Raw genomic sequence first — 19,110 nt, 5'->3', positions numbered from 1 at the left:
CGTAATTTCTCTTCGATAAGAAGATTACATCTGTACATCGGAGGGATCATGAAACGTATTCATCAAATCGCCCTGGGCGTCGCGGCGGCCATGACCAGCGCCGGGCCGGCCTTGTGCGAAAACGCCGTGCGGACGGGCGCGCGCGGCAACAAGTTCGGCGCGGTGTTCCTGGACACCGGCCCGGTGACCAAGACCCTGGTCGTGGTGCTGCTGGCCCTGATCGTCGCCGCCCTGGTCGGGGCGTTGCGGCGCGGACAATGGCCCGCCGGCGCGCGGCTGTCGGAACGGCTGGCGTGGGGCGGGATCCTGCTGGGCCTGGCGGGCGCGGTGTTCCAGGCCACCAACATGGTCGTGCGCATCGTCTATGACGGCGGCGCCCCGCCCTTCGTGATCTGGGCCCCGGGCCTGGCCGAGATCCTGCTGATCCTGACCGCCGGCTTGCTGGCCTCGGCCGTCGGCGTTTTCACCCGGCGCGCGGCCGACTAGTCCATGTAGTCCAGGGGCAAGGCCGTGGAATCCTTGATCGTGTCCAGCACGAACGAGGAGCGCACGTCCTTGACCCCTGGCATCTTCAAAAGACGCTTCATGGTCAGGTCGGCATAGGCGTCGAGATTGGGCACGACCACCCGCAGCAGATAGTCGAAGCTGCCAGTCATGACATAGCAGCCCACCACCTCGGGCTCGCGCAGCACCGCCTGTTGAAAGGCCTCGGCCGCGCCTTCGGTATGGTCGACCTGCACCTCGACATAGGCCAGCACGTCCAGCCGCGCCTTGCGCCGGTCCAGCAGCGCCACATAGCCTGCGATCAGCCCCGCCGCCTCTAGCTGCTTGACCCGCCGCAGGCACGGACTGGGCGACAGCCCCACCCGCTCAGCCAGGTCGACATTCGAGATCTTGCCGTCCTCCTGCAGGATCTGAAGGATCTTCCGATCCGCGCGGGTGAGCTTCATCGTGACCCGTTTTTGGGAAGCGTTGGCAGAAGGCGCCAACCTAGCCGAACAACAGGCTCTGCGCGACACCGCCCCTTGCATCCGGCCCAGCTTGGCGATCTACCATGGGAGGAGTTCGACGCAGGGGGCTGCCGAGTGATCTACGCGAAGGCGACCGCCTATCTGGCCGGCTGGGTTTGCCTGGTGGTGGTCCTGCTCCGCGTGGTGGTCGGGCCACTGTGGGGCTCGGGCACGGACTTCGGCCTCGTCGCCGCGCCCGTCGCCTTCGTCGTCGGCGTCCTGGCTCTCGGCAAGCTGGCCGCGATCCTGCTGCGTGACCTCGCCAGAATTTCCAAGCTTCAGTCCAAGGATTCCGAATGACCGACAGTCCCTTCGCCGGCCAACGCAAGGGCGGCGCCAGTCGCCGCTCCAGAAGAAGGGCCAGCAGATCCTGATCGGTTCGACGGCCGTGCTGGTCCTGCTGCTGGGCTCGTGCTCCGTCGCCACCCACAGCACCACGGTCGAGCCGGGCAATGTCGGGGTCAAGATCCGCACCCTGGGCTCGTCGGCCGGCGTCGCGCCCGAGCCCCTGCCCGCCCGGTGGTACTTCCGCGGCATCGGCGAGCGGATCATCCAGTACCCGGTGATCCAGCGCACCTACAGCTACACCCGCGAGAAGGACGAGCGCGGCAACGACAACGAGGAAATCACCTTCTCGGACAACACCGGCCTACCGATGACCGCCGACATCTCGGTGACCCTGCAGGTCAATCCCGCCTCGGCCCCGAACCTTTACCAGACCTACCGCCTGTCGTTCGACCAGCTGCTGGACGGCCCGATCCGCAACGACGTGCGCTCGGCCGTCGCCGCCGAGGCCGAGAAGGTCGGCGTCGAGACCCTGTACAGCGGCGGCCGCCAGCAGGTGATCCAGCGCGCCTACGCCCGGGTCGCCAGCAAGTGGGCCCGGCACGGGGTGACGGTGTCGCAGCTCGACTGGATCGGCTCGATCCGCTACCCGGCGGCGATCATCCAGCAGATGCAGGCCAAGACCCAGCTGGAGCAGGAAGCGCTGGCCGCCAAGGCCCTGGAAGCCAAGGAAACCGCTCTGGCCAACGCCGCCGTCGCCAAGGCCCGCGGCGAAGCCGAAGCCATCCGCGTCAAGGGCGAGGCCCTGCGCGCCAACCCCCAGGTCCTGCAGCAGCTGGCCATCGAGAAGTGGAACGGCGAGCTGCCGAAAGTCACCGGCGGCTCAACGCCCTTCGTGAAGATCGACTAAGGGGGCGAAAGCCCCCTACTTCGCTCCCGGCTCCGCACCCAGCCAGGCGGCGCGGAAGGCCAGCTGGGCCTTGGTCGGCTTGAGGTCGGCTTTCTCGAAGCGGACGACTTCCAGCGTCGGGTCGGCGGTTACCTTCAGCGGGGCTTCGCGGAGCTGGCCGCGCTGGAGGTACTTCACGGTCGTCGCGTCGCCGGGCTTGAGGCGGTCCAGCGCATCAGTCCAGTCGCCTTCGTTGGCAAATTCGAAGCGGCCGATGCTGAGGATGCGGTCCCCATTCTCGACGCCGGCGGCGTAGAGAGCCGAGTTCGGGACGGGAGCCTGATCGAGGATCACCTCGCTGCCGCTGGCGCGGACCTTGGCCGCGCCCAACCAGGCCTTCTTGGGCGACTTTGGCCGCAGCTTCAGGCCGGCCTGTTCCAGCAGGGGCGCGAAGTCCGGCAAGGCCGAGCCCTCGATGCTGGCCTTGAAGAACCCGTTCGCGAAGGCCGCGTCGCCCGTGGTCTCGGCCAAGGCGGTTTGCAGGTCGGCCGGCTTGTAGGGCTTCTCCGGCGCACCGTGGGTGCGCCACAGGCGCTTCATGTAGTCGTCGAGGGTCAGGGGCTTGGCGCGACCGCGCAGCTGCATGTCCAGCGCCAGGCCGATCACCGCGCCATACGGGTAGTACGAGGTGAAGATGTTGGCGTTGACCGGGTCCAAGGCGGCGGCGGCGTCGACAAACGGCGCGCGCAGGCTCATCTCCTGCGGCGAGCCGTAGAGGCGGCCGGGACCGTTGACCACGCCGTTCAGCGTGCCCGACAGGATGGCCAGGTACTCGTCCGTCGTCGACTGGCCGGCGCGGCGGATCAAGAGCGGGCCGTAATACTGGGTGAAGCCCTCGGCCAGCCACAGCGATGGGGTCGGGTTGGCCTTGGTGAAGTCAAACGGCTCCAGCTCGGCCGGGCGCAGGCGCTCGACGTTCCAGGCATGGAACAGCTCGTGGCTGGCCGTGCCCAGCTGAGCGAAGTTGGCGCGGAACAGCGAACGCGGCTGACTGATGAAGGTCGAGTTGCGGTGCTCCATGCCGTCGCCGGTGATCTGCGGCATGTAGTCGGCGATGAAGGTGTAGGTTCCGTGGTCGAACTTCGGCAGCTCGCCGAACACCTTGATGTGTTCGGGCACGATGGCCTTCAGCTTCTCGGTGAACTGGTCGGCGTCCTCGTCGGTCCCAGGGTGATGCAGGGCCAGCCGGAAAGTGTAGTCGCGGCCCTGGTCTGAGACCTTCCATTCGCGCAGGGCGAAGGCGCTGATCTCGGTCGGGCTGTCGAGGAAGTACTGCAGGTTCGGGGCCCAGAAGGCGTCGGCGTCACCGGCGACCGGCGGCAGCTGGGTGGCGATCTTCCAGGCGGCGTCGGCGCGCTTGAACTTCACGCGAATGGGCTTGGCGTCATAGCCGTCGGCCCACAGGAAGGTGGCGGGCATGTTCAGGTGGGCGTGGGTGGCGTCGACCTGCGAATAGGTGCCGTCGCCGCGGTCGGCATAGAGGGTGTAGGTCACGGTGACCACACCATCGTGGCCGGCGATGCTCCAGCCATAGGGCTCGGTGCGCTCGACCTTCAGCGGCTTGCCGGCGCCATCGACGGCGCTGACCTGGTAGACGTTCTTGGCGAACTCGTGGATCGCGTAGCGGCCGGGCGAGGAGCGCGACATCCGTACATGCAGCGGCCCGGCGGGCGCGTCGCGATAGGTGGCGACGATCTTGGCCTCGTGGTGCTGGGCGTTCTCGAACGAGACCTCGTAGCTGACCGGGGCGTTGGGGCCAGGATCCTGCGCGGCGGCGCCCGAGGCCATCATCACCAGGGCCAGGCCGGTCAGGCCGAACAGAGACTTCCGCATGCGCTCTCCCCCATCGCAGAACTATCGCGATCGAAGGCGGCACCATGGGCCAAGCCGGCGGGGAGTCGCAAGGCGGGCCAGAACAGCAAAACGCCACAGCAAAACGCCCCAGGCTTTCACCTGGGGCGCTTCGACTTATCTAGGCCCCTTGTCGGGGTCACCCATTCAGTTGGCGAGTCGCCGAAGAAAGGACGGGATTTCCAGGTCTTCGCCGTCGTCGGTGTGCGGCGTCTCGATCGGCTGCAGCTGCGGGCGGGCGCTCTGGGTCGAGCGGGCCTGCGGCTGCGGGGCCGAGGGCTGTTGCTCGTAGCGCTGACGGCCACCGCCGAACATCGAGAAGAAGCCACCGCCCTGCTTCTGGGGACGACGCTCTTCGTAATAGTTGTTCTCGGGGAACAGCGGCTCTTCCGGGCTATCGTCGACCATCGGATCGACGATGCGGGTCACCTGACGCGGCGCCGGCTGGGCGATGCGGGGCTCTTCCACGGCGACCGGCTCTTCATAGTAGAGCTGGGCTTCCGGCTCGGGCGCCGGCTGCGCCGCCATGACGATCTCGGGCTCCGGAGCCGGGGTCGGCTCGGGAGCGTAGGTCGAGAAGGCCGACGACGGACGCTCGGCGGGGCGAGCGGCTTCGTAGCGCGCGGCCGGACGGGCCGGTTCCGGCTGCGGAGCCGGACGGGTCGTCTCGGCGATCAGCGGGGCGGCCGAGGTGTTGCGGGTGGTCGGCTTCGGCTCGATCTGGGCGATCGAGGCGCCGTCCATGCCGGTGGCCACGACCGACACGCGGATCACGCCTTCCAGCGACGGGTCGAAGGCCGCGCCGAAGATGATGTTGGCTTCCGGGTCAACCTGATCCGAGATCGCGTTGGCGGCCTCGTCGACTTCCAGCAGGGTCATGTCCATGCCGCCGGTCACGTTGACCAGCACGGCCTTGGCGCCCTTCAGCGAGACTTCGTCCAGCAGCGGGTTGGCGATGGCGTTCTGAGCGGCCATCAGGGCGCGGTCTTCGCCGGTGCCCTCGCCGGTGCCCATCATCGCCTTGCCCATCTCGGTCATGACCGTGCGAACGTCAGCGAAGTCGAGGTTGATCAGGCCCGGCAGGACCATCAGGTCGGTGATCGAACGGACGCCCGAGTGCAGGACCTGGTCGGCCATGCCGAAGGCTTCGGCGAAGGTCGTGCGTTCGTTGGCGACGCGGAACAGGTTCTGGTTCGGAATGACGATCAGGGTGTCGACGTAGCGCTGCAGCTCCTGAATGCCGCTATCGGCCAGGCGCATGCGGTGACGACCTTCGAAGTGGAAGGGCTTGGTCACGACGCCGACGGTCAGGATGCCGCGTTCACGAGCGCATTTGGCGATGATCGGGGCGGCGCCGGTGCCGGTGCCGCCGCCCATGCCGGCGGTGATGAAGACCATGTGGGCGCCGTCCAGGTGCTCACCGATCTCCGGGAAGCTCTCTTCAGCGGCGCTCATGCCGACTTCCGGGTGCGCGCCGGCGCCCAGACCCTGCGTGATCTGCACGCCAAGCTGGATGCGGCGGTCCGTCTTGGCGAACTGCAGCTGTTGCGCGTCGGTGTTGGCGACCACGAACTCAACACCCTCGAGGCCAGCCTCGATCATGTTGTTCACGGCGTTGCCACCAGCGCCACCAACGCCGAACACCACGATACGCGGCTTCAGTTCGGTGGTGCGCGGCGCGGAAAGAGAAATTGCCATGGGGACCCTCGCGTCCTTACGCCGAAATCGTCAGAATGACCTCGGCGACACCCAATCGCCCAGGACTGCCTCGACGATCGTGTTAACAAAACAACCACCATCGTTAATCGGCAGTTAATTGCATAATCTGAGTCGTGGTCTGGTCGAGCGCGACTGTGGGATAAATTGTGGTCTATCAACAGAAACTCCAGTCGGGCCAAGGGTTCCGTAGCTATCCACAGGCGCGTGCGACCGAACGACGCTGCGTTCGAATTCTCACGAATACAGACCATTTCGGGCAGCAAAAAGCCCGACCAAGAAGCTTGGCCGGGCTTTCAAAGTTAAGCAGTAGAGTTAATCACGCTTAAAGGTTCGGAGCCTTGAGGCGGGTCAATCGGCCCTCCTCCACCACGCTCCTTAGAGGTTGTCGCGCAGCCAGGCGGCCGCGCGGGCGACCGGGCTGGCGTTGGGATCGAGCGGACGCTTGCGGACCGGGCCACCGGCCAGGGCCTTGGACGAGACGGCTTCGCGCGGCCCGAAGGCGGTGCGGTGCAGCGTACCGGCGGCGGCGCAGAAGGCCGGACCCGAGGCGGCGTCGGCCAGATGCGGCACTCGGCGCGGACGGCCCAGGCGGACGGGACGATCGAAGACGCGCACGGCGACTTCACGCACGCCGGCCAGCTGGCTGGCGCCGCCGGTCAGGACGATGCCCGCGCCCGGCTCGACCGGTGCGCCCGAGGCCTTCAGGCGCTCGCGCAGCAGTTCCAGGGTCTCTTCGACGCGCGGCTGGATGATGCCCTTGAGCAGCGAGCGCGGGGCGATCACCGGACCAGCGCCCGGATCGTCGCCACGCGGCGGCGCCTCGATCATCTCGCGGTCCTCGTTAGCCGAGGCGATCGCCGAACCGTGCAGGGTCTTGATGCGCTCGGCGCCGACCACCGAGGTCTGCAGGCCGCGGGCGATGTCCTGCGTCACGTGTCCGCCGCCGACGGCCAGGCTGTCCACGTGGCACAGGGCGCCGTTGTTGAACACGGCCACCGAGGTCGAACCGCCGCCCATGTCGATGCAGACCGCGCCCAGGTCCATCTCGTCCTCTTCCAGCGCGGCGAGCGCGGAGGCGAACGGCGCGGCGACCACGCCTTCGAACGACAGGTGAGCGCGCTCTACGCAGTGCGCCAGCGTGTGGAAGATGTTCTCGTTGACCGAGACGACCAGCAGTTCCAGGCCCAGCGAGCGGCCGAACATGGCGCGCGGGTCGCGGATACCGCGCTGGCCGTCGACCGACCAGGCGATCGGCAGCAGGTGGATCGGCTTGCGGCCGGGAATGCGGACTTGCGCCAAGGCCGAGGCGATGGCGCGCGACAGGTCGCCGTCGCCGATCGGGCGGGCGCCCAGCGAAACCTGGGTATGGACGCGGTTGCTGGCCAGCTGGCCGCCGGCGGTGCAGACGCTGACGCCCTGCACGTTGACGCCGGCCACGGTCTCGGCGCGCTCCACGGCTTGCGCAATCGCCTGCGCCGCCTCGTCCAGATTGACGATCGCCCCGCCGCGCACGCCGCGCGACTGGACGTAGCCGACACCGGCCGTCGTCAGGGTGCGGTTGTCGCGATGAATGCCGTCGGCCTTCATGATGAAGCACGTGACCTTGGACGCGCCCAAGTCCACGGCCGCGATGGCGGGCTGGCGCACGAGCGTGGCCTTCAGGCCCTCGCGAGCCTGCTTCCGTTCCTCCAATCGCGACATCGCTATCGTCACCTCAATAAACTCGTTTACGCCCCGCCGGCCGCGGGCTGCCCAGGCAGCGCGCCGTCGCGAGGTCTCACAGCCACCATTTCAGGATCGCGCAGATCGATCCGCGCGAAACCCATGTCGAGGATTCGCTGCCGCTGGTCGAGCTGATCCAATTGAATCAGCGCGGATTCTTCGTCAATGGCCGGCAGCTGAATCAGCGAGCCGTCCTTCAGACGAAGATCCCAGCGGCGGTCATCCACCCGCACCAGCGCTTCCAGTCGGTCGCGCAGACGCGGACGCGAGGCCACGGCCGGCAGGATCAGGCCGGCGGCTTGATCCGCGCCCTGCCCCACCACCAGCGGCAGCTGGGGGAAGCGGGCTGGATCGGCCTCGCTGATCACCCGGCCCTCGCCGTCGATCACCTTCATGCGCCCACGGTTCTGCCAGACGGCCAGAGCCGGCCGCTCTTCCACCGAGATGAGCACGGTGTCGGGCAGCATGCGCACGATCTTGGCGTCCTTGACCCAGCCCACGCCTTGGACTCGGGTCCGAACGTCATTCAGGTCCATGCCCAGGGTCGGCTGGTCCAGATAGAGGCCCGAGGCCGCCAGGATGTCGCCCTGTGCGGTCGCCGAGGCGCCGCGGATATGAACCGTCTTCAACTTGAAACCGGCGGAAGCAAAGCTGCCGCCCACCCCGCGGACCATGGACGCGCCGAGACGCTCGGCCCGATGGCCGGTCGCCAGCATGATCACAAGACCGAGACCCAAGGCCGCGCCCGCTACGCTGAGGGCCACCGTGGGCGACAAACCCACGCCCTTGGCGGCGTGCAACTTCGCGGCCGGCTGCGCCCCCCGGGGCGCCGGCTTGCCTTTGCTCGGACTTGCGGGCGCTTCGGCCCGGGGTCGCCTAGGCTTAGGCGGTCCCCCCCGCACTACAGCGGGCATAAGCGTCCTCCACGATCCATAAAACTAAGGGTCAGACGAGATCCCGACGTGGGCGACCTGCTCGGGGGAGCGGGTCGAGGTCATGCCGGGCTTTGATTGACCTCCAGAAGGCCCCAAAGGTCGTTAATGTCGTCATAACGGGGACACGCCCGGGTCATGGCTTGGCAACCACGATCGCGGCGGACGGCAGGCGTCGTTTCCTAGCGCTAAACCCTTATGGTTATTTGACTTTAAGCAAGCCTCGACCGAATCTGGGCCGCGTGTGAAGCCTTCACGACCCGTTTTAAGAAACCTGTGGATGCACGCAGTTCGTTGAGGCGCCCCCTGGGGCCAATTGACTCACCCAAGGATGCAGGAAGTGCATTTTCGCCCCGAATACTGAGGCAGACGGCGCGTTATCGCGCCAAAGCTTGACTTTGGGCGGCGATATTCGCCGCCAGAGGCGTCTTAACGATCGCTGCAACACATGGTCACGCGCGACATCGTGTCTGGGTAGCAAGCGCCCTCCCCTCGCCACGACGGGGAGGGCGCTGCAGGCCTAGTTCGCGGCCGCGGCTGCCGGCTTCACGGCGCGGAAGTCGACGTCGCTGTCGGCCACCAGATAGATGAAGCTGGCCCAGGCGGCGACGTTCTGCGCCAGCTCGTCCGGACGCACCTTGTTCAGGGTGTCGTCGGCGGTGTGGTGGTAGTCGAAGTAGCGGCTGGCGTCTTGCTCCAGCTCGACCGACGGTACGCCGGCCTGCTCCAGGCCCTCGATGTCGGCGCCGCCGTGCGAGGCCGGGGTGCGGCTGACATAGACCTTCAGCGGGGCCAGCACATTGGCCGCCGTCGTGGCGATCGGCAGCGTCAGCGCGCCAGCCGGCAGCTTCAGCGCATAGACTCGGTCGGCGCCCGTGTCGCTCTCGCCGGCCAGGACGATCTTGGAGACCTCGTCCTTGTGGGCGGCCAGATAGGCTTCCGACGAACCGCCGCTCTCTTCCGAGCCCCACATCACGACGCGGATCGTACGCTTGGGACGCTTGGGCAGGTCGCCGATCAGCTTGGCCGCAGCCGTGGTGATGCCGATGCCGGTGGCGTCGTCCAGGGCGCCGGTGCCGACGTCCCAGCTGTCCAGGTGACCGCCGATGACGATCAGCTCGTCGGCCTTGGTTGTGCCCTTGATCTCGCCCGAGATGTTCCAGGCCACGTCGGCCGGGTTGGTGGTCGAGGCCAGCTTCAGCTTGATGCGCAGCGGCTTGCCTTGCTTGGCCAGGCGCTCCAGCTGCTCGGCCTCCGGCACGCCCATGGCGGCCGACGGGATGGTGGTCACGCCTTCGCCAAAGGCGGTCATGCCGGTGTGCGGCACGGTCGAGTCCGACGTCGAGATCGAGCGGATCAGCAGCGCCACGGCTCCACGCTTTGCGGCCTCGACCGGGCCGGCGCGGCGCGAGATGCCCGCGATCCCGTAACCCGAACCGTCCTGAGCCGTGACCATCGGCTGGGTGATGACGGCGATCTTGCCCTTCAGCGCGCCCTCCGGGGCGGCGATCATCTCGGCATACGTGCGGAACAGGGCGACCTCGGCCTCGATGCCTTCAGGCGGGGTCGGGACCGTGCGGCCCAGGCCGACGATGTCCAGCTTCATCGGATAGGGCGCGACCAACTGGGCGCTCTCCTCGCCGCGCGTCCAAGACGGCTTGGCGAATTCCTCGACCTTGATGTTGGTGAAGCCCAACGCCTTGAACTTGGCCACGCCCCAGTCCTTGGCGCGCGCCATGGCCGGCGAGCCGACAACGCGCGGACCGATATTGGTGGTCAGGTCCTCGGTGATGTCCCAAGCGGTGCGGTCCAGCAGCGCCTTGTCGCGCAGGGCTTCGGCCGTGCGGACATCCTGGGCGTGGGCGACGCCCGAAATCAGCGAAAGAACGGCCGAAGCGGCCAGAAGACGACGGTACATGAGCAAGGATTCTCCCCAATGGCGCGCGAGTCATAGCACCGGTTCGCGCCACGGGGAGTCAGCAGCGCGTGAAGTGTGGCGGGCGCCTAGTCTTTGCGCCCGATCCGCTTGATCTCCCAGTCCAGCTGAACGCCGGTCTTCTCCAGGACGTCGGCGCGGACAGCCTCGCCCAGGCCTTCCAGGTCGGCCGCGGTGGCCTCGCCGGTGTTGATCAGGAAGTTGCTGTGCAGAGGTGAGAACATCGCGCCACCGAACGGCTTGCCGCGCCAGCCGGCCTCGTCGACCAGCTTCCAGGACGAGTGTCCCGGCGGGTTCTTAAAGGTCGAGCCGCCGGTCTTCTCGCGGATCGGCTGGGTCGTCTCGCGACGGCTGGTGATCTCGGCCATGCGGGCCTTGATCGCGTCCGGCGCATCGGCGGTCCCTTCATAGATCGCGTCTAGCACGATCAGGTCCGCGCCCATCAGGTCGCTGTGGCGATAGGTGTAGCCGAAGCCCTCGCCCGAGATTTCCGACACCTCGCCCTGGCGGTTCATCACCCGCGCGGACTTGATGACATTGACGGTCTCCGAACCGTAGCAGCCGGCGTTCATGATCACCGCGCCGCCAATCGTGCCGGGGATGCCGGCATAGAACTCCAGCCCCGCGATGCCGGCCTCGGCCGCCTTGCGGGCCAGGATGACGTCGGGCACGGCGCTGCCGGCCTTGATGCGATTGTCGCCCAGGGCCTCGACGGTGTTGAAGCCCTTGCCCAGGCGGATGATCACACCCTCGACGCCGCCGTCGCGGACCAAGAGGTTGGAGCCGACACCGATGGCCAGCACCGGCACGGCCGGATCCAGGGCCTTCAGGAAGTCGGACAGGTCCTGCTCGTCGGCCGGCAGGAACACCACGTCGGCCGGACCGCCGACCCGGAACCAGGTGAACGGCGCCAGGGCCTCGTCGATCAGCAGCTTGCCCCGGACGGCGGGGAGTTGGGTCTTCCAGCTCACTTGTTGAGCGCCTCGAGCTGACCCGGCAAGGCGTACGACCAGCTGGTAATGTCGCCCGCACCCAGCAGCACGACGAGGTCGCCTGACTTGGCCTCTTCGGCGATCAGGGCCGGCAGGGCCGCGGGGCTTTCCAGCGGCAGCGCGCGGCGGTGGCCGAACTTCTTGAGGCCTTCGACTAGGTGGTCCTTGTCGACGCCCTCGATCGGCTGTTCGCCGGCGGTGTAGACGTCGGCCACGACGACCGTGTCGGCGTCGTTGAAGCAGCTGCTGAACTCGGTCATCAGGTCGCGCAGGCGGGTGTAGCGGTGCGGCTGGACCACGGCGATGACCTTGCCCTGCGTCACCGCGCGGGCGGCCTTCAGCACGGCGGCGATCTCGACCGGGTGGTGGCCGTAGTCGTCGACCACGCGGATGCCGTTGGCGACGCCGGTGGTGGTGAAGCGGCGCTTGACCCCGCCGAACGCGGCCAGGCCCTGGCGGATGGCGTCGGCGTCGACGCTCAGTTCACGGGCGACGGCGACGGCGGCGGTGGCGTTCAGCACGTTGTGGTGGCCGGCCATCGGCATCTTCAGGCCCTCGTAGCGGACCTCCTCGCCTTCGCGCGGCGAGACCACGATGTCGAAGGTGGCGCCTTCCGGGCCCATCTCGATGTTGGAGACGCGGACCTCGGCCTGCGGATTGGTGCCGTAGGTGACCAGGCGGCGGTTCTCGATGCGCGAGGTCAGGGCCTGGACTTCCGGGTGGTCGGTGCAGACCGCCGCGAAGCCGTAGAACGGGATGTTCTCGATGAAGTCCTGGAAGCCCTTCTTCACCGCGTCGAAGTCGCCCCAGTGGTCCAGGTGCTCGGCGTCGATATTGGTGACGATGGCCACGGTCGACTTCAGCTTCAGGAACGAGCCGTCGCTTTCGTCGGCTTCGACGACGATCCAGTCGCCCTCGCCGACCTTGGCATTCGTGCCATAGGCGTTGATGATGCCGCCATTGACCACGGTCGGGTCCAGGTCGCCGGCGTCCAGCAGGGCCGCGACCATCGAGGTCGTGGTCGTCTTGCCGTGGGTGCCGCCCACGGCGATCGAGAACTGCAGGCGCATCAGCTCGGCCAGCATCTCGGCGCGGCGCACCAGCGGCAGGCGCTTGTCGCGGCCGGCGACCATCTCGACATTGTCGGCCTTGATCGCGGTCGAATAGACGATGGCCGACGCGCCTTCGACATTGGCCGCGTCCTGGCCGATGAAGATGCGCGCGCCCAGCTTTTCCAACCGCTCGGTATTGGCGCTGGCCTTGGCGTCGCTACCCTGAACGGTGTAGCCGATACGCAGCATGATCTCGGCGATGCCGGACATGCCGATGCCGCCGATGCCGATGAAGTGCACGGGGCCGAGTTCGAAGGGGACGGGGCGTCGACGCTGGATCATGAAAAGCCGATTAGACCAATTCCGCGCGACGCGAAACGCCCTCTTGGGCCTGATGATGTGCGCATCACCAGCTTGGGCGCAGACACCCGCTCCGGCGCCGCTTGAACTGCGCCTGGCCGATGTCGGCCGGTTCGCGGTGTTCGTCGACATGGGCGCCGTCCAGCGGACGGGCAGCGTCGTGAAATTACGCGTGCTGCAAGTCGCCGAGGGCGGCTTCACGGCGGGCGCGGAAGCCTTCTGGGGCGGCTGGCGTCACGAAGTGATCGACTGCCAGGCCCGCACCATCGCCCACGCCGGCTTCGCCAGCATCCGGGCCGGCGGCCGCGAAGGCCCCCTCACCGGCGACCAGCGCCCTGCCGCGCCTCTGTCGGCGGGCAGCGCCGACGACGCGGTGGCCAAGGTGGTCTGCGACGCCTGGCGACCCTACGCCAAGGTCCCGGTCGCGACCAGCGTCGAGGCGGCCGTTAAAATTGGCCGCCCGCTCATCGAGACCGGCGCCGAGCCCTAAGCCCGCTCGATCGCCACAGTCGGCTTGGTGTTGGGGTAGATCAGCTCGACCTGAGGCTCGTCAGCGGCTGGCTTCTTCATGCCGTAGGCGTTGACCGGCTGCGAACGGTTGATCCAGGCGGTGTAGTGGATGTGGTCGGCGCGCGGATCGTCGGTATTGGGGTGCAGCAGGATCGTCAGGCCCAGGCTGTTCAGCTGCAGCCACGGCAGCAGCACGTGCAGCAGGTCGTTGGTGAAGCCAAAATAGAATGACGGCGTCACGTGCGGCCCGCGCGGCGTGACGTTCCAGTCGCCCAGCTCGACCTCGAACCGCTCGGCCACCCAGCGGCGCAGCAGAATCGCCTTCTCCGAGGTGCCCTCGTCGAAATAGACGTGGGCGTGATAGCTCTTGATGTCGGTATAGGCGCGCGGCGCCGTGGGCAGCGGATCCTCGCCCGGACGGATCGACACCGGCGTCGGCGTGGCCTGCCTGTAGGTGTCGTAGCCCCACGGGCTCTTGCCGCCCACCGGCGCGCGCGGCTGCTTGGCCGGCGGCGGCAAGACGGATTCGGCCTTGGCCGGCGACGCGGCCGAAAGCCCCGTCGCGGCGGCCAGGCCGCTGGCCAGCATCAGACCGCGCCGATCGACACCCTTGGCCGTAGTGGATTTGCCCATCGAAGACCCCCGAAGCTTGAAAGTTCGAGGGTTTTTGTCGGCCCGTGGGGCCATCGCGACAAATCAGATTAACTCGCTAGGAATTAAGCGGAGCTACCGCGCCGTGCGCTCCACCAGGTCCGCCAGGGCCTCGGCCGCGTCCGGCGTCGCCACCGACCGCGCGCCGGCGGCCATGCGGCCGAGGCGTTCAGGGTCCTTGAGCAGGGCGTTCAGGGCGCCGGCCATGGCGTCGACGGTCAGCTCGTCCTCGAGACAGACAGCCGCGCCGCCCGCCTCTTCCAGAAGCCGGGCGTTGAAGCGCTGGTGGTCGTCCGCGGCGATCTTCAGCGGCACCAGGATCGACGGCCGGCCGGCGACGGCCAGCTCGGTGCAGGTCGAGGCACCCGAACGGCCGATGACCAGGTGGGCCTGGCGCAGATAGCCGGCCATGTCGCGGAAGAACGGCGCGACCTCGCAGTCGACCATGGCGTTGCGATAGGTCTTGCGGGCGCCTTCCATGCTCTCGGCGCGGGCCTGCTGGAACACCTTCAGGCGGCCGCGCATCTCTTCGGGCAGCTTGGCGATGGCCTCGGGGATCAGCTCAGACAGCAGGCGCGCGCCCTGGCTGCCGCCGGTCACGAGAATGCGCAGCTGCACCTCGGGCTGCAGATAGGCGACGTCGTAGAGGGCGCGCACCGGCGGGCGCACGGGATTGCCCACGACATGGGCCCGGGCCTTCACGGCCGGCTTGGCCATCTGCAGGGTCGGGAAGGCGCAGGCGACTTCGTTGACATGCGGGGCCAGGAAGCGGTTCACGCGGCCAAGGACCGCGTTCTGCTCGTGGATCACCGTCGGGCGCTTCTGGCTCAGCGCGCCCAGCAGCGCCGGCAGCGCCGGATAGCCGCCGAAGCCGACGACCACGGCCGGGTCCAGGCGGTCGAACGCCTTGCGGGCCTCCAGCACGCCCTGCATCACCACGAAGCCGGCCTTGATCATGCCCAGCGGGTCATTGGACTTGGCGGTGGCGGCCGACAGGGCCAGCCGCTCCTGGGCCGGGAACTTGTCGGCATAGAGCGCGCCGCGCTCGTCGGTGGCCAACACCACGCGCCAACCGCGCGCGGCCAGACTTTCGGCCAGGGCCTGGGCGGGGAACATATGGCCGCCGGTTCCTCCGGCGGCGACGACAGCAAGCTTACTCATCATCTTACGCGTAGGCGCCGACGCCGAACTCGCCCGTCGCCCCGTAGGCGCCGGGGCGCTTGCGCACCAAGGCCAGGGCCATGCCCAGCGTCAAACCCATCGCGAGCATCGAAGAGCCCCCGTAACTGATGAACGGGAGCGTCATGCCCTTGGTCGGGATCATGTTCAAGTTCACAGCGACATTGATGATGGCCTGCTGGCCCACCAGGACGAACAAACCGGCCGCCGCGACCTGCTCGAACGAGTCGTTCAGCTTCATCGCCTTGTAGAGGCCGCGCACGACCACGAAGCAGAAAACCGCGATCAGGGCCCACGAGAAGATCAGGCCGTATTCCTCGGCCGCCACCGAATAGATGAAGTCGGTGTGCAGGTCGGGCACATGGCGCTTCATGACACCCTCGCCCGGGCCGCGCCCGAACAGGCCGCCGGCGCGAATGGCCTCGGCGGCGCGGGTGATCTGGTGGGTGTCGGCCTGATCGGGGCTGAGGAACTTCTGCACCCGGGCGTGGACGTGGTCGAACAGGAAATAGGTCGAGCCCAGGCCCGCCAGCGCCACGCCGCCCAGACCCATGATCCACGAGATCGGCACCCCGGCCATCCAGAACGCCGCGCCGAAGGCGACGGTGATCAGCACGGTCTGGCCGACGTCGGGCTGCACCAGCAGCAGGCCCACGGCGATGAAATACAGCAGGAAGGCGATCGAGACGCCCGGCACCCCCTCGCCCTTCTGCCCCTCGGCGAACATCCACGAGACCAGCACGATCAGGGCCGGCTTCATGAACTCTGAGGGCTGCAGGGTGAAACCGCCGAACTGCAGCCAGCGGGTCGCGCCCTTGGCGTTGTGACCGATGAACGGCAGGGCGATCATCACCAGGATGGCGCCGATATAGATGAAGAAGGCCGCCCGCCGGATGCCCTTGGGCGACAGCATCGACACCGCCAGCATCACCACCGTCGAGGCGCTGGCGAAGAAGCACATGCGCAGGGCGAAGTGGAACTGGTCGTCAATGCCGATCCGTTGGGCCGCGGCCGGGCTGGAGGCAAACGACAGCAAGACGCCCAGGGTCGCCAGCAGGACGGTCGCGCCCAGCAGCCAGCGATCGGTCGTCCACCACCACAGGCCGATCGCGCTGCGGTCGGTGCGGGCGAAAGCATGTGTCGCGTTGGAGGCCATGGCGCGGAGAGTCGGACTGCAGGGTTAATCAAAGCTTGCTGCAGCGTTCTACGCCGGTGGACATGCGTCGAAAAGCGCGTGAAGAGAGGACCATGGCTGCTTCAGACGATCTCCACGCCCTCGAAACCCTCGCCGACGACACCGATCGCGACGATCTGGCCCTGAAACTGGCGGAGGCCGGCACGCCGGGCCTGGACGCGGTGCTGGAGAGGCTGATCCGCCGTCCGGACCTGGCCGACAAGCGCGCGCGCCTGGTTCACGCCCTGGGTCAGCTGGACTGCTCTGAACACCTGCCCCTGCTGGCCGAACTGGTCGCCACGGGCGACGCGGAAGTCGCCCACGAGGCGCTGCAGGCGCTTGAGACGGTGGAAGAAGCCGACGGCGAACAGGTCGAAGCCGCCGTCGCCGTTCTGGACCGCGCCCGCGGCGCAGCCAATCTCGAGATCTGGCGCATCGCCCTGCTCGAGGAAGCCGCGGACATGTTCGAATAGGCTGACATCCCTCGGCAGAGCGACCTGCCGGAGACGTTCAGGGCGCGCGCGTCAGGATCATCGCCCCGGCGATCTCCTTCAGCAGCTTGGCCGCGACGGCTGCGGTCAGGCCGTTCCGATCGCGACCGGGGTTCAGCTCGACGATGTCGGCGCCGATGATCGGCTGGTCGATGGCCTGGATGATGTCGATGACCTGCCGCGTCGTCAGGCCACCGGGCTCGGGATGGGCGACGCCGGGCGCGCAGGCCGGATCCAGGCCGTCCAGGTCGATCGACAGATAGACCGGCCCGTCCAGGCTCAACGGCTGGCCACGCCAGGCCGCCATCTCGAACACCTCGACGCCGAACCGTTCGATCTGGGCGTCGTGGTGCGGGTTCATGCAGCGGATGCCGATCTGGATCAGCCGGTCGGCCAGCCCCTCCTCCAGGATCCGTGCGAACGGACAGGCGTGCGAGCGCCGGTTGCCCTGATAGACGTCGTAGAGGTCGCTGTGGGCGTCGATCTGCACGATGGTCAGGCGCGGATGGCGCTTGCGCACGGCGCGCAGGATCGGGTGGGTGATGGCGTGATCGCCGCCCAGACTGATCAGCGGATGGCCCGCCGCCAGGGCCGCATCGACGGCAGCCTCGATGGCGTCCCAAGGATCGCGCCCGGCCGGAAAGGCGACGTCGCCATGATCGACCAACACGCCGGGCGCGCCGAGGTCGACGCGGGTCTCGGTGATCAGGCCATAGGCGTCTGACCACAAAGCGTCGCGGATCGGTCCCGGCGCGGCGGCCGCACCCTTCAGATGGGATGAATAGTCGTCATGGGGCGCGCCCAGCAGGGAGATCATCTTCGGCCTCGGTCAGGATGAGCCCCAGCCCTAGACCGCACGCTTTGTTAGCTCCACTTCGATGAGCTAATCATATTGATAAGCTTTCCTACGAGATTTTGCCGCTGTGCTCGACCTCGCCCGCCTGCGCCTGCTGCGCGACCTGGCCCGCCTGGGCACCATGACCGCGGTGGCCGAGGCGCTGGGCCAGACCTCCTCCGCCGTGTCGCAGCAATTGGCGATCCTAGAGCGCGAGGCCCGGGCGCCGCTGCTGGAGCGGATCGGCCGCCGGGTGCGCCTGACGACCGAGGGGCAGGCGCTCGCCGCGCACGCCGAAACCATCCTGCAGGCCGTGGAGGCCGCCGAGCTGGACTTGCGCGCCACCCGCGACGCCCCCGACGGGGTGCTGGAGGTCGCCACTTTCCCCAGCTTCGCCAAGACCCGGCTGCTGCCGGCCATCCTGCGCCTGCGCGACCGCTGGCCCGGCCTGACGGTGACGATCCGCGAGGAAGAGCCGATTGACTCCCTGGAGGCCCTGCGCGAGGGCCGCCGCGACCTCGTCATCGACTTCGCCTACAGCCTCACCCCGCGCGGCGACGCAGCGAACCTGACGACCTTTCCGATCCTGGAGGAGCCCGTGCTGCTGGCCCTGCCCGCCGCTGGGGCGCCCACCGGCTCTGTCGCGCTGGAGACCTTCGCCCAGGCGAATTGGATCGTCGGTTCGCGGCAGTCCGACGACCATCGCCTGGCCGAGCGGGCCTGCGCCCTGGCCGGCTTCGCGCCGCGCATCGTCCACACGATCGACGACTACGACCTGATGCTGCGGATGGTGGCCGCCGGCCTGGGCGTCGGCTTCGCGCCGGAGATGGTCTTCGGCCTGGCTGGCGTCGTGGCGCGGCCGGTGGCGGACCTTGTCCTGACCCGCCGCATCCAGGCGGTGACCCGCCCCACCCTGGGCGGCTCGGCGCGTGTCAGGGCCGTGGTCGAGGCCCTGATCGCAACGCCAGGGGCCTAGGTTAGCCCGCGCCGCGTCCAGTCGACGATCTGGGCGGCGCTCATCGCGCCTGACTGCCGGGCGACCGGCTTGCCGCCCTTGAACAGGATCAGGGTCGGGATGCTGCTGATCCCCAGCGCGCCCGCTGCGTTGGGCTCGGCCTCGCTATCCAGTTTCAGCAGCCGCACGGCAGGCTCCAGCTGACGGGCGGCGGCCTCGAAGTTCGGAGCCATCGTCCGGCACGGACCGCACCACGGCGCCCAGACGTCCAGCAGCAGGCCTACGCCCTTCGTCAGGCGGCGGTGGCGGTCCAGGTCCGCGCCCGTCACGGCGGTCGGCGCGCCGGTGAACACCAGCGCCTTGCAGCGCCCACACTTGGCGGCCAGCGGGTCGCGGTCCTCGGGCAGCCGGTTACCGGCTCCGCAGTTGACGCAGACCACCTGAGACATCGCCGGCTCCATCAAATCCTGGCCACAGGAACACCGCCGAAACAGGGCCCGTTCCCCT

Annotated in this window: 19 protein-coding genes and 1 pseudogene; 6 read left to right on the top strand and 14 right to left on the bottom strand. The window is 68.1% G+C overall.

Annotation, left to right across the window (positions count from 1 at the left end; all coding sequences use genetic code 11):
• Positions 1-48 precede the first annotated feature (48 nt).
• Positions 49-486: a hypothetical protein gene (locus tag ABDW31_RS07040; RefSeq protein ID WP_184717731.1), complete on the top strand. Its 438-nt coding sequence runs from the start codon at positions 49-51 to the stop codon at positions 484-486.
• On the opposite strand, the gene ABDW31_RS07035 is transcribed toward ABDW31_RS07040, so the two are convergent.
• Positions 483-950, bottom strand: coding sequence for an Lrp/AsnC family transcriptional regulator (locus tag ABDW31_RS07035; RefSeq protein WP_184717729.1), 468 nt, complete (start codon positions 948-950; stop codon positions 483-485). The genes ABDW31_RS07040 and ABDW31_RS07035 overlap by 4 nt on opposite strands.
• Before the next feature lie 135 nt (positions 951-1,085).
• Between ABDW31_RS07035 and ABDW31_RS07030 the strand changes: the two genes are divergently transcribed.
• Both ABDW31_RS07030 and ABDW31_RS07025 read left to right on the top strand, forming a co-directional pair.
• Positions 1,086-1,310, top strand: a complete 225-nt coding sequence (locus ABDW31_RS07030) for a hypothetical protein (protein ID WP_184717727.1) — start codon at positions 1,086-1,088, stop codon at positions 1,308-1,310.
• Positions 1,300-2,205, top strand: coding sequence for an SPFH domain-containing protein (locus tag ABDW31_RS07025; RefSeq protein ID WP_184723728.1), 906 nt, complete (start codon positions 1,300-1,302; stop codon positions 2,203-2,205). Before ABDW31_RS07030 ends, ABDW31_RS07025 begins: the two co-directional genes overlap by 11 nt.
• Positions 2,206-2,220: 15 nt before the next feature.
• Here the strand turns inward: ABDW31_RS07025 and ABDW31_RS07020 are convergent, their stop codons facing one another.
• The 8 genes and pseudogenes from ABDW31_RS07020 to murC form a co-directional block, all read right to left on the bottom strand.
• Positions 2,221-4,077 (bottom strand): M61 family metallopeptidase, encoded by a 1,857-nt coding sequence (locus ABDW31_RS07020; protein ID WP_184717725.1) that lies wholly within the window; start codon positions 4,075-4,077, stop codon positions 2,221-2,223.
• Between the two features lie 165 nt (positions 4,078-4,242).
• The gene (gene ftsZ, locus ABDW31_RS07015) at positions 4,243-5,793 is read right to left on the bottom strand and encodes a cell division protein FtsZ (protein WP_184717723.1); all 1,551 of its coding nucleotides are present in this window, start codon (positions 5,791-5,793) and stop codon (positions 4,243-4,245) included.
• A 16-nt stretch (positions 5,794-5,809) separates the two neighbouring features.
• A pseudogene (locus tag ABDW31_RS07010) lies at positions 5,810-5,894 on the bottom strand (hypothetical protein).
• A gap of 295 nt (positions 5,895-6,189) precedes the next feature.
• Positions 6,190-7,515 (bottom strand): cell division protein FtsA, encoded by a 1,326-nt coding sequence (ftsA, locus tag ABDW31_RS07005; RefSeq protein ID WP_184717721.1) that lies wholly within the window; start codon positions 7,513-7,515, stop codon positions 6,190-6,192.
• Between the two features lie 26 nt (positions 7,516-7,541).
• On the bottom strand, positions 7,542-8,450 hold the full coding sequence (gene ftsQ / locus ABDW31_RS07000; protein WP_184717719.1) for a cell division protein FtsQ: 909 nt from the start codon (positions 8,448-8,450) through the stop codon (positions 7,542-7,544).
• Positions 8,451-8,988: 538 nt separating this feature from the next.
• Positions 8,989-10,392: a M20/M25/M40 family metallo-hydrolase gene (locus ABDW31_RS06995; RefSeq protein ID WP_184717717.1), complete on the bottom strand. Its 1,404-nt coding sequence runs from the start codon at positions 10,390-10,392 to the stop codon at positions 8,989-8,991.
• A gap of 80 nt (positions 10,393-10,472) precedes the next feature.
• Positions 10,473-11,375, bottom strand: coding sequence for a UDP-N-acetylmuramate dehydrogenase (gene murB, locus ABDW31_RS06990; protein ID WP_184717715.1), 903 nt, complete (start codon positions 11,373-11,375; stop codon positions 10,473-10,475).
• Positions 11,372-12,790 carry a UDP-N-acetylmuramate--L-alanine ligase gene (gene murC / locus ABDW31_RS06985; RefSeq protein ID WP_184717713.1) on the bottom strand — a complete coding sequence of 473 codons (1,419 nt, stop codon included), beginning with the start codon at positions 12,788-12,790 and terminating at the stop codon, positions 11,372-11,374. The genes murB and murC overlap by 4 nt, the downstream gene beginning before the upstream one ends.
• On the opposite strand from murC, the gene ABDW31_RS06980 reads away from it, so the two are divergent.
• A complete protein-coding gene (locus tag ABDW31_RS06980; protein WP_184717711.1) occupies positions 12,789-13,298 on the top strand; it encodes a hypothetical protein in 510 nt (169 codons plus the stop codon). The genes murC and ABDW31_RS06980 overlap by 2 nt on opposite strands.
• Here the strand turns inward: ABDW31_RS06980 and ABDW31_RS06975 are convergent.
• From ABDW31_RS06975 to ftsW, 3 genes are all read right to left on the bottom strand, one after another.
• On the bottom strand, positions 13,295-13,951 hold the full coding sequence (locus ABDW31_RS06975; RefSeq protein WP_184717709.1) for a DOPA 4,5-dioxygenase family protein: 657 nt from the start codon (positions 13,949-13,951) through the stop codon (positions 13,295-13,297). The genes ABDW31_RS06980 and ABDW31_RS06975 overlap by 4 nt on opposite strands.
• Before the next feature lie 93 nt (positions 13,952-14,044).
• On the bottom strand, positions 14,045-15,130 hold the full coding sequence (gene murG / locus ABDW31_RS06970; RefSeq protein ID WP_184717707.1) for an undecaprenyldiphospho-muramoylpentapeptide beta-N-acetylglucosaminyltransferase: 1,086 nt from the start codon (positions 15,128-15,130) through the stop codon (positions 14,045-14,047).
• A 4-nt stretch (positions 15,131-15,134) separates the two neighbouring features.
• Positions 15,135-16,304 carry a putative lipid II flippase FtsW gene (gene ftsW, locus ABDW31_RS06965; RefSeq protein ID WP_184717705.1) on the bottom strand — a complete coding sequence of 390 codons (1,170 nt, stop codon included), beginning with the start codon at positions 16,302-16,304 and terminating at the stop codon, positions 15,135-15,137.
• A 92-nt stretch (positions 16,305-16,396) separates the two neighbouring features.
• Between ftsW and ABDW31_RS06960 the strand changes: the two genes are divergently transcribed.
• Positions 16,397-16,795, top strand: a complete 399-nt coding sequence (locus ABDW31_RS06960) for a hypothetical protein (protein ID WP_184717703.1) — start codon at positions 16,397-16,399, stop codon at positions 16,793-16,795.
• Positions 16,796-16,832: 37 nt separating this feature from the next.
• Here the strand turns inward: ABDW31_RS06960 and speB are convergent, their stop codons facing one another.
• The gene (speB, locus tag ABDW31_RS06955) at positions 16,833-17,630 is read right to left on the bottom strand and encodes an agmatinase (RefSeq protein WP_184717701.1); all 798 of its coding nucleotides are present in this window, start codon (positions 17,628-17,630) and stop codon (positions 16,833-16,835) included.
• A 106-nt stretch (positions 17,631-17,736) separates the two neighbouring features.
• On the opposite strand from speB, the gene ABDW31_RS06950 reads away from it, so the two are divergent.
• Complete coding sequence (locus ABDW31_RS06950; RefSeq protein WP_184717699.1) at positions 17,737-18,624, top strand: LysR substrate-binding domain-containing protein; 888 nt, start codon at positions 17,737-17,739, stop codon at positions 18,622-18,624.
• Here ABDW31_RS06950 and ABDW31_RS06945 read toward each other — a convergent pair.
• Entirely contained in the window at positions 18,621-19,052 is a 432-nt protein-coding gene (locus ABDW31_RS06945; RefSeq protein ID WP_184717697.1) for a thioredoxin domain-containing protein, read from the bottom strand. The genes ABDW31_RS06950 and ABDW31_RS06945 overlap by 4 nt on opposite strands.
• Between the last annotated feature and the right edge of the window lie 58 nt (positions 19,053-19,110).

It is taken from the genome of Caulobacter sp. (assembly GCF_039596335.1).
Classification (GTDB): Bacteria; Pseudomonadota; Alphaproteobacteria; order Caulobacterales; family Caulobacteraceae; genus Caulobacter.
This window is presented reverse-complemented; position numbering and strand designations above follow the sequence as displayed.

What these genes read in the sequence shown, in the direction of transcription:
- ABDW31_RS07040 (WP_184717731.1), top strand. Translation starts at nt 49, where the DNA reads ATGAAACGTATTCATCAAATCGCCCTGGGCGTCGCGGCGGCCATGACC.
- ABDW31_RS07035 (WP_184717729.1), bottom strand. Translation starts at nt 950, where the DNA reads ATGAAGCTCACCCGCGCGGATCGGAAGATCCTTCAGATCCTGCAGGAG.
- ABDW31_RS07020 (WP_184717725.1), bottom strand. Translation starts at nt 4,077, where the DNA reads ATGCGGAAGTCTCTGTTCGGCCTGACCGGCCTGGCCCTGGTGATGATG.
- ftsZ (WP_184717723.1), bottom strand. Translation starts at nt 5,793, where the DNA reads ATGGCAATTTCTCTTTCCGCGCCGCGCACCACCGAACTGAAGCCGCGT.
- ftsA (WP_184717721.1), bottom strand. Translation starts at nt 7,515, where the DNA reads ATGTCGCGATTGGAGGAACGGAAGCAGGCTCGCGAGGGCCTGAAGGCC.
- ftsQ (WP_184717719.1), bottom strand. Translation starts at nt 8,450, where the DNA reads ATGCCCGCTGTAGTGCGGGGGGGACCGCCTAAGCCTAGGCGACCCCGG.
- ABDW31_RS06980 (WP_184717711.1), top strand. Translation starts at nt 12,789, where the DNA reads ATGAAAAGCCGATTAGACCAATTCCGCGCGACGCGAAACGCCCTCTTG.
- murC (WP_184717713.1), bottom strand. Translation starts at nt 12,790, where the DNA reads ATGATCCAGCGTCGACGCCCCGTCCCCTTCGAACTCGGCCCCGTGCAC.
- ABDW31_RS06975 (WP_184717709.1), bottom strand. Translation starts at nt 13,951, where the DNA reads ATGGGCAAATCCACTACGGCCAAGGGTGTCGATCGGCGCGGTCTGATG.
- murG (WP_184717707.1), bottom strand. Translation starts at nt 15,130, where the DNA reads ATGAGTAAGCTTGCTGTCGTCGCCGCCGGAGGAACCGGCGGCCATATG.
- ftsW (WP_184717705.1), bottom strand. Translation starts at nt 16,304, where the DNA reads ATGGCCTCCAACGCGACACATGCTTTCGCCCGCACCGACCGCAGCGCG.
- ABDW31_RS06960 (WP_184717703.1), top strand. Translation starts at nt 16,397, where the DNA reads ATGGCTGCTTCAGACGATCTCCACGCCCTCGAAACCCTCGCCGACGAC.
- speB (WP_184717701.1), bottom strand. Translation starts at nt 17,630, where the DNA reads ATGATCTCCCTGCTGGGCGCGCCCCATGACGACTATTCATCCCATCTG.
- ABDW31_RS06945 (WP_184717697.1), bottom strand. Translation starts at nt 19,052, where the DNA reads ATGTCTCAGGTGGTCTGCGTCAACTGCGGAGCCGGTAACCGGCTGCCC.